General features: G+C 39.7%; 8 protein-coding genes and 1 pseudogene. 7 read left to right on the forward strand and 2 right to left on the reverse strand.

Features of this window, described 5'->3' with window-relative positions; genetic code table 11:
• Positions 1-271 precede the first annotated feature (271 nt).
• Entirely contained in the window at positions 272-1,078 is an 807-nt protein-coding gene (locus K5Q92_RS08640) for a sulfite exporter TauE/SafE family protein (protein WP_220768601.1), read from the reverse strand.
• Positions 1,079-1,185: 107 nt separating this feature from the next.
• On the opposite strand from K5Q92_RS08640, the gene K5Q92_RS08645 reads away from it, so the two are divergent.
• Positions 1,186-1,992 (forward strand): helix-turn-helix domain-containing protein, encoded by an 807-nt coding sequence (locus K5Q92_RS08645; protein WP_220768602.1) that lies wholly within the window; start codon positions 1,186-1,188, stop codon positions 1,990-1,992.
• 90 nt (positions 1,993-2,082) lie between these two features.
• Here K5Q92_RS08645 and K5Q92_RS08650 read toward each other — a convergent pair.
• Positions 2,083-2,910, reverse strand: a pseudogene (locus K5Q92_RS08650) (DUF3427 domain-containing protein); the annotation flags it as partial.
• Positions 2,911-3,696: 786 nt separating this feature from the next.
• Between K5Q92_RS08650 and K5Q92_RS08655 the strand changes: the two are divergent.
• From K5Q92_RS08655 to K5Q92_RS08680, 6 genes are all read left to right on the forward strand, one after another.
• Positions 3,697-5,121 (forward strand): sigma-54-dependent Fis family transcriptional regulator, encoded by a 1,425-nt coding sequence (locus K5Q92_RS08655; protein ID WP_259649529.1) that lies wholly within the window; start codon positions 3,697-3,699, stop codon positions 5,119-5,121.
• A 90-nt stretch (positions 5,122-5,211) separates the two neighbouring features.
• Complete coding sequence (locus K5Q92_RS08660) at positions 5,212-6,747, forward strand: AAA family ATPase (RefSeq protein WP_220768604.1); 1,536 nt, start codon at positions 5,212-5,214, stop codon at positions 6,745-6,747.
• Positions 6,740-8,326 carry a VWA domain-containing protein gene (locus K5Q92_RS08665; protein WP_220768605.1) on the forward strand — a complete coding sequence of 529 codons (1,587 nt, stop codon included), beginning with the start codon at positions 6,740-6,742 and terminating at the stop codon, positions 8,324-8,326. The genes K5Q92_RS08660 and K5Q92_RS08665 overlap by 8 nt, the downstream gene beginning before the upstream one ends.
• Before the next feature lie 10 nt (positions 8,327-8,336).
• A complete protein-coding gene (locus K5Q92_RS08670) occupies positions 8,337-8,870 on the forward strand; it encodes a HEPN domain-containing protein (RefSeq protein ID WP_220768606.1) in 534 nt (177 codons plus the stop codon).
• A 165-nt stretch (positions 8,871-9,035) separates the two neighbouring features.
• Positions 9,036-9,377 (forward strand): hypothetical protein, encoded by a 342-nt coding sequence (locus K5Q92_RS08675; RefSeq protein ID WP_220768607.1) that lies wholly within the window; start codon positions 9,036-9,038, stop codon positions 9,375-9,377.
• Positions 9,370-10,728 (forward strand): ATP-binding protein, encoded by a 1,359-nt coding sequence (locus tag K5Q92_RS08680; protein ID WP_220768608.1) that lies wholly within the window; start codon positions 9,370-9,372, stop codon positions 10,726-10,728. Before K5Q92_RS08675 ends, K5Q92_RS08680 begins: the two co-directional genes overlap by 8 nt.
• Positions 10,729-10,885 lie beyond the last annotated feature (157 nt).

Here is a 10,885-nt window from a genome sequence, read left to right on the forward strand (position 1 = left end):
TAGCAACGAGATTTAGGCTAAACAACGAAATGAAAAGTAAAATACTTGTTGCGGTTTCGGTGGCCTAAAAAGTGCGCAGTTTTTGACTGTTATCGCTAAATTCACGCTGTTGTTACTACTTGTTTTGTAAGGAAATTTCAAAAGCTGTTTATTTGTTGAACTCGTTGAGTTCGGCAATGATTTTAAATTAGAAAACAGTGTTTAAAAAAACAGGCTAGTTGGTGTGGCTGCTGTTTGTTATTTGCGATGTTCACAAGCTCAAGCTGTGCATTTAATTCATAACTTGTAAAAACATTTTAAGGCTTAATATGACACACAGAATGCCAATGGCTTTTTTTAGAAGCTCGCTTGAAACATAGGCCGAACAACGAACACCAATGGTCGTGGTTAAATAGCTACTGATAGAAAAACTCATCATAGCTGGCAGGTATATATAGCCGATGACTAGATTATCCCAATCAGTATTACTCCAGCCGTTAATTAAATAACCCAAACTACCAGATACTGCGATAGGAAAACCTATAGCAGCTGATGTACCAATTGCGTGTTTGATGCCAAAGTTTTGCTGAACCAGATAAGGAATCGTTAAGCCTGCACCACTTATAGATACAAGTGCCGAAATGGAACCAATGATTGAGCCTGTAGTGATATTAGCTAAAGAACCGTGTGGATTTTTATTATACTTGTACTGCTGTTTTTGAAACATCTTATAGGCGACGAATAGCATGAATATGCTGAAGAACCCCGCTAAATAAAGACTTTGCAAATAGGATGCAACAAAGGTTGCCAAAAATGTCCCTATAACAACGCCACTTGAGATCTTTATAGCCATTGCAGAGTCAACATTTCCCTTTTTTGAATGAGCACGCATGCTACCTAAGGTAGTAATAATCATCGAAGCCATAGACGTGCCTAGCGCTAAATGAACGACCTCTGTATCTGCTATTCCTTGCATGGTGAACAGAAATGTAAAAATAGGAACTGCCATCCCTCCGCCACCAACGCCCACAAGGCCAGCGAGAAAACCAACAACTAGGCCTGCTGCAATGTAATAAAAGATAAAATAATATTCGTACATAATAGCTCCCTGCTGAATAAATACGTTGCTTGTGAGAAATATTAAGGGAAACCTAATATGCTGTGGTAACGTTATTTGGCCAATAAATAATGAAAAGTGGCCACAAGATGAATCATGAAGAACAAAGTGAAAATTATGATTACAGTGAGTGGAAAGGTGGGGCTGCGCTGATTGCAAAGAAGTGGCAACGTGATCGCGCCGATTCAGTGCAAATTTTTAAAAGACCTTACAACTGGCATAAGCATTATCGGGGCCAGTTACTATGCGTTGATGAAGGCTTAATACAAGTTAGCACTGAAGCGGGAGTTTGGGTGTTGCCCCCTCATCGCGCAGGTTGGATACCGCCGCAAGCAATGCATCGTGTTTACTTTTGCGGAAAGGTAAAAGGTTGGTCTTTATTGTTATCTCCAGATAGGTGTCATCAATTGCCAGATAGTCCCTGTGTCATAGCAATGAATGATGTGCTTAACGTGTTGTCTGCTAGAGCGTTTGACTGGAGTAAAACTCATGAACTAACAGCAGATAAGTCACGTATTCAAACTGTTATTATTGATGAGATCAGCAAGGCTCCTCATGAGGCACTGCATTTTCCTCAGCCTAAAGATCCGAGATTACAAAAGATAACTCATGCGATTTTGGCTGATCCCAGTAATACTAAAAAAATAGAGTATTGGGCTAGTATTGGCGCAATTTCTTCACGAACCCTAAGGCGTTTAATTCGTACTGAATTAAATATGAGTTTTCATGAATGGCGCCAGCAAATTCAACTCGTATATGCTCTAGAAATGATGGCTCGTGGCAAGCCTGTAGGAGATGTTGCATTTGCTCTTGGTTATGCTACACCAAGTAATTTTATTGCGATGTTTCGTAGAGTTTATGGAAAGTCGCCTGGACGATATTTTGCTAGTCAATAACAAGCTTAATTTTGCGGTAGGTGTCTGTGTTAGAGTGGCATAAAGCCACTCGTTTGGTAGATGATATTAAGTTGGTGGTGACGTTGCATATTAGCCGACTGCTAACTTTGCTGTGTCATACCACATATATGCTGGCATAGCTTGTTTTAGCGTCCATGTAATATTCATTGGTTGAGATCCCTCATACTTAACAAAGTCTACGGGCCCAAAATTAACAAATCCCATAGTTTTACCATATTCATCTTTAGCTCGTTCTCTAACAAATAAGATGAATGTTTTGTTGTTTTCTTGCTGGTTTATATAGCCTAAGCCTCTGCCTGAAGTTGGTTTGGCGCTGTTTTGGGTTTGCCAGTGAAACAGTGTCGGACTAATTGCGTAGTCATGGTACATGGTTGTTGCAGAAAATTGCTTTTCGCATTTATCTAAGGTAACAAACAGCAGTTCTGTATTCGCTCCTGCAATATTTAGTACACCTTCTCTACTGGATGATTTCTTGTTAAATGTACTATCGCCAAACGCCACCAATATATGTTCCTTAGGGTAACGTACATGCATCTTCAATGGTGAGTTATCCACCACAGCATTGTTAACTAAAGGCATCTTAAATTCTTGTGTCGCTAAACGTTCAATAAGCAGTGAAATAACATCACTAAGTTCGCCTTGTAGTTTGTCATGTCTAAGTGCAAGTAAACTCAGCTCAATCGTATCAAATCCGGCTTGTTTACCTGTTTTATCCCAAAAGTCATAATGGCACATGGTTGAGAACAGTAGACTGTGTTGCTCATCTTTCGGCTCAGCACTAGCTTGAATTGGCAGTGAGAAGTTGCTTTCACATAATGCTTTGATGAACCGCAAATAAGAGATGGAAGTACAACTTAATAAGCGATTATTGATTGCACGATAATAGGCGGCATAAATGGGGGGGCCATTAGCCCCCCCCCCCATTGGCTTAAACACTAGATTTAACTATCGTTCTCAACTGCCCATTTGTAGCCAGCAATAACACCAAGCAGAAACAGCTCCGCTATTGGCTTTTGCATCACAAAATTAAACATAGTAAGACTCCTTCAAAGCTCGGTAGATACCTACGCCAACTGCAAAGCCTGCAATAAACGCTATCGGCATAAAGCCTCCTTAATGAATCAGTAGAAAGTAAATAGCATCTGGTGTCCTTTAGTCCACCAGCTGCTTTACTGTGCCGTTATTGGTTACAGCATAAGGATGATATATAGGTGAAAAATGTTCGAAGTAAGAGGCTATATGCACACGTATTGGCGATTCTGTTTTTAGAGTGATTTATAATTGCCAAGCTTAATGATGAGCGCTGCATGTTGAACCAATCAATTAATGCGGCGATTTGAAATTACTTTAGGTATTAAAAAAGCTGATACTTTTCGATTATTATGATTTAAAACAAAGATATAGGTGGTTTTTTACCGTACGTTAATGATGTGCGGGTATGATGAAACAATCTAGAGAGCAGTTGTAAAGAACAGGTGATAATCATTTTTATCAACAAGTTAAGCTCGTCATCGCAAACTCGGATATTATTTCTTTTGTCTTAAACAGATTGGTGCAGTTGTGAACAAAACGCAGTTTTTCGTATAAGCTGCTAGCTTCACAGTATTTGGATAGTAATTTTTAGGTTTAGGGATGAATAAACAAAGATTATTGGTCAGTTGGGTTGGTGGAAAGGACCTAAGCATGTCTGAAGGCCAGATGACTGGTCCTATCTGGGCGCTGGTTAAAGCTCATAAATTTGATGTGATTGAACTAATCTATAACTACAGCGAAGATGAAGTAAAGCCGTATGTATCACTCCTGTCAGAACGGATAAAATGTAAGGTTAATGCCCGTAAAGCCAATCTTTCATCCCCAGTCGATTACGAAGAAATTTACCTTGCTGCTGAGCGGTTATTGAAAGAGGTTGTAAAGCCAGATTCAGATTTAAGTATTTTGTTAAGCCCTGGCACCCCTGCTATGCAAGCCATTTGGGTCTTGCTTGGTAAAACGCGTTTCCCTTGTATTTTTTATCAAGCCTCAAAAGAGCAGGGAATTGAAGCCGTTAAGATCCCTTTTACGCTATCTGCAGAATATGTCCCTGCAGTGACTCAACTCAATCAGTCCGAACTAAGTAAACTCGCCCAACTAGAAGCTCCCTTAGATTCAGCTTTCGATGACATCATCACCATTGGGGCAGATATTCAAACACTCAAGCAGCAAGCACAAATTTTGGCACAACAAGAAGTGCCAGTGCTGATTTGTGGCGAGAGCGGCACAGGTAAAGAGATGTTTGCTAGAGCAATACACAATGCCAGTGCTCGAAAAGACAAGCCATTTGTTGCAGTAAACTGTGGTGCTTTTCCCTCTGAACTTATCGACTCAATATTATTTGGTCATAAACGTGGGGCATTTACTGGTGCTGTAACCGACAAAGCTGGTGTATTTGAACAAGCCCATAACGGAACTTTGTTTTTGGATGAGTTTGGAGAGCTGGAACCTGCAGTACAGGTAAGGTTGCTCAGAGTGCTACAGGATGGAAAATATACCCGCCTAGGAGATTCTGATGAGAAAAGTAGCAACTTCCGGTTAATTACTGCAACCAATAAAAATTTGATTCATGAAGTTGCCCAAGGTCGTTTTCGTGAAGACTTGTTTTATCGCGTTGCAATAGGTGTATTGCAATTACCCCCATTAAGAGCTCGACAAGGTGACTTAGATTTTTTGGTCGACTCACTACTACAGACCTTGGCTAAAGAGCATCCGGTACTGCAAGGTAAAAATATTTCCTATCTTGCAAAAAAAGTTATTAAAGAACACAAATGGCCAGGCAATATTCGGGAATTGAAGGCGACGTTACTACGAGCTGCATTATGGTCCGGTTCGGATTGTATTGATGAAGCTGAAATGCAAAAAGCCTTGTTTACCATGGAAGATAAGCAAGATTCATTATTAGACAGAGAGATAGATCAAGGTTTTGATATAAATGATATTTTAGCTGAGGTTGAGCGCAGATACATTATCAAAGGGCTCGAACAAGCTGATGGAAACAAAAGTAAAGTCGCAAAATTGCTTGGTTACAATAATCACCAAACGTTAAGTAATCGACTTAAAACACTAGGGATATAAACAGTGCGCTATACATTGGCATGAATCTAGCTATCACTGGTTCATTCCGGAAGTTGTATCGGACAGTCACTTAAAATAAGGATGTAAACTTTGAAAAACCTAACACCAATTAGTCAGCGTTCTCGCAAAGAAAAAATAACTTATTTAATTAATGAAATGAGCAATGGGCTGCTTGAACGTAATGAGCAAGTAAAGCTAATGCTATTAGCCGCGTTAGCCGGTGAACATGTTTTGTTAATTGGTCCACCAGGTACTGCAAAAAGTGAACTGGCTAAGCGTTTGAAAAGTGCCTTCGTAGAAGCGAGTTATTTTGAGCGATTATTGACAAGGTTTTCTGTTCCAGAAGAGTTGTTTGGGCCTTTATCAATCAAAGCCCTTGAAGAAGACCAGTATAAACGCTTAACCAGTGGTTATTTACCTGATGCATCAGTTGCTTTTATTGATGAAATATTTAAAGCCAACAGCGCCATTTTGAATAGCCTACTGACGTTATTGCACGAGCGTGAGTTTGATAATGGTAATCGTAGATACAAGGTTCCGCTTATTTCAGTCGTGGCGGCGAGTAACGAACTGCCCGAAGGGGAAGAACTTTCCGCACTCTATGACAGATTTATGCTGCGAAGTTTTGTTGCACCAGTATCAAAAGAGAGTTTTCAAAAATTGTTGATGTTGTCGGGTTCAACTTGTGATCCAGAGTTGGAGATTCGCCTTAAATTAGAAGATTTAACTGAAGTTCAGGAGTTGTCTGAAAAGGTGCACATTAATCCTTCAGTTATTGAGCTCTGTATGGCCTTTAGAGAGCATTTACAGCGAGAGGATATCTATGTTTCAGACCGTCGCTGGCTAAAAACCATTAAGCTAATGAGAGTGTCTGCGTTAACAGCTGGAATGACAGAGGTCAGTAATTATGATGCATGGATTTTGCCTCATTGCCTTTGGAATAAACCAGAAGAACTACAAGGTCTAAAAGAAGTTTTTGAGCAAGCTGTTGCTATCAATGGAGAGTACTCAAGTGATCGCTTAGCTAGTTTGATCTCAATATGGGATAACAGACTGAAGGCTGATAAATCGCAACAAAGACAAAAGATTGATGCCAAAGGTCGGCCTTTATTTATAAATGATGAAGGAAATGAAACGACTAAATCTTCAGATGAAGCACAAAAGACTAATAAACACGGGGAATTACTTTATTGGGATGAAGGTGAAAAAGAGGAAACTACTCAAACATTTCAACGATACTATAGCAATAGGGATAATGACCCTATTATGGTTGAAAAGCACAACAAGGCTGTAATGGAACCAGTTCCATACTCTGAATTTCATATTCAAGGTCAATTGCAGGAAGTCGGCAATTTGAAAGATACTGCTCAATCACACATTGAGGCATTAAACGAACAATTAGAGTCCGCTACATCAATATTTAATAATCACATTTGGTTAGATAAATCATTACTTCCTCAGGTCACAGCCAGTCTTGAAAGTGCACTTGAACATACTCAAAATCAGCTGTCTAAGATTATCAAGCTAGAAGCTGGTTTTACTGCGTTGCCGAGAGAAGATGAGTCTATATATATCGATTCAGATGTAGCTGAAGATACTACTTTAGAAGGTGAATTCTGTGAGTGAGCCTAAACCAACAAGGACGAAACATAAAGTCGGCTTGTTGGCGCAGTTTGACCAGCAGTTTGCTGCCATTGATTTATTGCCGAAGGAGCTTGTTCCTGCAGTAGTTACTTTGCCTGGCGGTGACTTAACGACTCGTTGTCAGTCTATTGCGTTGCTCCGTACGCAGCTGTTGGCCGCTGAAGAGTTGACGCTTCCATGTCCGTGGCTACCAGAGGTTATCCAGCAAGAAATCGCGACATCAATCAAGATATCTGGTGTGGCGCGCTATTGTAAATATAATCCAGAGGTAACCGATGCTTTGCTTAGCGACCTATTAGTTAAGCTAGAGGGCTTACAGCTACAGACATCAACATTATCACGACAGTTGGCGATTATTGCAGAAAAGGAAGCACTGGAGCAACTACGACTAGCATTGGAAGAAATTCAACAGCAACGTGGTTCTTCAAAAAAACAAAAGCATTTAGCACTTAATGATGCTCTACGTTTAGATATTAAAATACAAGCTGAGCTCAATGCTTGGATTCAGTCAGTAAACAGTGCTGGTGGACAATTATTTAAGCTTCCTGATATCTGGTCTAAAAGGTTAGAAATATGGCAAGAACTTGAAGAGGTTTTTACAGATTTAGGCTTGGTGACCGGTCTTGGTTGGGATCTCTCTCAAGGGTTATTTCAAAGCCACGGTTGGATGAATTTAGTTAGGTTACAAAAGATAGTTAAGCAAATACCTCAGCTGCGAGAAGTCATTGAAACCTTAGGTAAAATGAAAGATACCGAAGGGGAGCCAGTTATTGAAGAAATTATTTCACGTATGAGCGTGACCTTTAAACATCAGGTTGAAATAACCACCCCCTTAGTGCCAATGGAAACCAAAGGTATTACTCGTTCAGACTCTATTAGTCGCATGTTGCCACAAGAGGCCGCTTTTTTTGGCCATCCAGTACTGAAAAAGTTGTGGCATGCTCGTAGGGCTGAGCATGCTTTGCTGAGTTATGCCGTTGAAGGTACAGAGCTAATAACTGAAGTTACTGAACAAGAGCAAGACTACAAAGAAAACAAAGCGGGTAACAAGGTAAATCGAAACCGTGGCCCTATGATAGTCTGCTTGGATACATCTGGTTCCATGCAAGGCACACCAGAGAATGTTGCTAAGGCACTTGTGTTGCAGTGCATCAGTGTTGCAAAAAAAGAAAAACGAGCATGCTTTGTTTATTTGTTTGGCAGCAAAAACGAGGTCAAAGAAATGGAGCTCACACCGGATAAAGCTGGACTGGAACAAATGATTCTCTTTTTGTCTATGTCATTCGGAGGCGGCACTGACGTTGAAGGTCCACTCAATATGGCGTTAGAAAGAAGTGATGAGAAGCAATGGCAGCAGGCTGATATTCTTTTGGTTAGCGATGGCGAGTTTTCTGTGTCATCAGGCTTATCTAGAAAAATTAGTAACCGTAAAGAGCAACGCGGGATGAGCGTTCATGGGGTTGTCATTGGAGGGCGTTTGTCTCCTATGGATAAAATCTGTGAGCCTTTGCATCAGTTTTCAAGCTGGTTAGATCTTCAAAATAATAAATATCAAATATAAGGGAATACTTGTGTCGAAGGCGAAAGATAATTTTGAAAATGCGATTCAAGATGCAGAACGAATTTTGCAGGCTTATGATCAACTTAATAACGTCGAAGAAAGAGCAAGAGAGCCTGAAGAGCTTAAACGAGCTGCATTAATTATGACGTTAACTGCCTGGGAAACCTATGTAGAAGATGTCATTCAGGAAAGGTTGACTACTGATTTACGGACGCTTGAGGGGTCAAAAGTAGCAAATTTCATAACATCTACTTTGGAGCGAGAACTGAGGTACTTTCATACACCCAATGCTAAAAATACTAAAGGGATGTTTGAGCGTTTTCTACACCAGGATGTTACAGAAAAATGGACCTGGATTGATGGTGATGCTGACCAAGCCAGATCTAAATTGAACCAGTGGATTAAGAAAAGAGGCGAAGCAGTACATCGCTCTGTCAATGATACGCAAGCCAGTCATCTAGTCAGTCGTCCCGATATGAAGAAGTGCCTCACATTTTTTAAAAAATTAGTTGAAACAACAGACCTTGCAATAGACCAATCGTAGCTAGGATGAGTTATGTTACTGAATCAGGGCTAAGTGACTTGTGATACTGGATTCTGAAAGAGTTGAAGAAAGGGCTTATTAAATCTGTTACTCAATGAGTTAACTAAGTTACCAGATTACAATTGGGTCCTTGCAGGCGTACAAGGATGTGGGAGGAACGTATTTATGGTTTACGAAGAAAATATTATAAAAATAGCATTATACGTCGCCTGTAATGACGGCGTTTTATCGGAGGAAGAAGAGGAGCAACTTGTTAAGTCATCTCTAAAAAACTTCCCAAGTGTTGAGCAGAAGAAAATTGATTTTTGGATAGAAGAGTTTTTTGAAGAGGATCTTCTGCTTGAAAATTACTGCGATAAAATCTCTGGTTTAGAGGACCGGTTACTAGCGTTGAAGATTGCGACTGAAACTGCATCGGCTGACGGCTTAGATCTTAAGGAAAATTTGGCGCTTTCTAGGGTCATTAATTACTGGGGTATTCCTTGGGAGGAAATTACGAGTGCCTGAACATATTGACCTATCGCCAAACCCTAAATCCCATATAAAGACGCTATCAAGAATAGGGTACAACCTTGATTCTGCGATAAGTGACATTATCGATAACTCAGTCACGGCCGAGTCTAAAAATATCTTTGTAGAGATGGATGTTGTAGATCAAAAAGCAGCTTTGGTTATCAAAGATGATGGCTACGGAATGGATGAAGATACTCTAATCAATTCTATGAGGATAGGATGTAAAGACCCATCAGATATTAGAGGTGAGTTTGACTTAGGGCGGTTTGGTTCAGGGATGAAGATGGCTAGTTTTTCTCAAGCGAGAAAGCTAACGGTTATTAGTAAGATTGAAAACTTTAATATTCAGAGTGCAACTTGGGATTTAGATTTAGTTGAGCGAGAGAATGCATGGACATTAATTAAGCACACTGAACAAGAAACAAAGGGATTGTGTTCGAAGTTTAACATTGAGTTTGGAGAGTCTGGTACGGCTGTAATATGGGAGAATATTAGCAAATATAATGGATATCCTATTGCTGAACTACAAGCTATCTTGGGGCAAGATCTAGTCAGCCTCAAAAGTTATGTCCGATTGCACTTCCACAAATTCATGGAAGGAAAACGCGCTATAAACTTTTATTTTAATTTTCAGAAATTAGATCATTTTGATCCTTTCTTGAGAAATCGAAACGGTTACCAAGAAGGACCATCACAAAAGTTTAGAGTTAAAAAGGGCGGGAGTATTGAGCTTAGAGTCCACATACTACCTCATGAATCTAAATTGACGAAAGTTGACCTTGATAATTTAGGAGGGACGGACCAAATAACAGCTAATCAAGGTTTATACGTTTACAGAGCAAACAGGCTTATTATCTCTGGGGGATGGTTTGGCCTGACTAGGCTGTCACAACTTGGAAAGTTGGCTAGGGTTGAGGTGAATGTACCTACCAGCTTAGATGAAGAATGGTCTACAGATGTTAAAAAATCGTCGCTTGAGATCCCACATAAAGTAAAAGTCAAACTTAAACAGTTGATTAGGGAACCAATAAAAAGGTCCCAAAAAACTTACCGTTACAGAGGGCGTTTAGAAGAAGCTAACGCGTTCTGGAAGGTAAATGAAAATGAAAGAGAGAAGAGTATTAGCTATGAAATTTCGAAAGATAAAACTCTTTTAAAGAAGTTAATAGTAACTCTAGATAAAGACAAGGTTTACGATCTTATTGGGTATTTGACGCATCTGTCAGTGGAAATTCCCATTCATCATATCTATGAAAAAATGTCTTCAGAGCCAAATAAAATTAACCAGAATGATATTAGCTATGATGATCTACTAAAAGGATTTAAAGAACTATGGAACAAGTAGCGGTTGAAGATTGTACCAATACACTTCTAAGGATTTTTAACGAAGCTAAGTCCTCCGGACAAAAAGTTGATGAGGGGTTCATAGAAAAGACTATTGAACAGCTAAAATTGGTGCTTCCACAGTACAAGACATTTAGTGAAGATAATTGGAAAACTAT

Origin of the sequence: Shewanella sp. MBTL60-007, from assembly GCF_019654915.1 — a bacterium.
GTDB lineage: Bacteria > Pseudomonadota > Gammaproteobacteria > Enterobacterales > Shewanellaceae > Shewanella.

Excerpts from the sequence above, each read along its gene's own strand:
- K5Q92_RS08675 (WP_220768607.1), top strand. The coding sequence starts at position 9,036 with ATGGTTTACGAAGAAAATATTATAAAAATAGCATTATACGTCGCCTGT.
- K5Q92_RS08645 (WP_220768602.1), top strand. The coding sequence starts at position 1,186 with ATGAATCATGAAGAACAAAGTGAAAATTATGATTACAGTGAGTGGAAA.
- K5Q92_RS08655 (WP_259649529.1), top strand. The coding sequence starts at position 3,697 with ATGTCTGAAGGCCAGATGACTGGTCCTATCTGGGCGCTGGTTAAAGCT.
- K5Q92_RS08640 (WP_220768601.1), bottom strand. The coding sequence starts at position 1,078 with ATGTACGAATATTATTTTATCTTTTATTACATTGCAGCAGGCCTAGTT.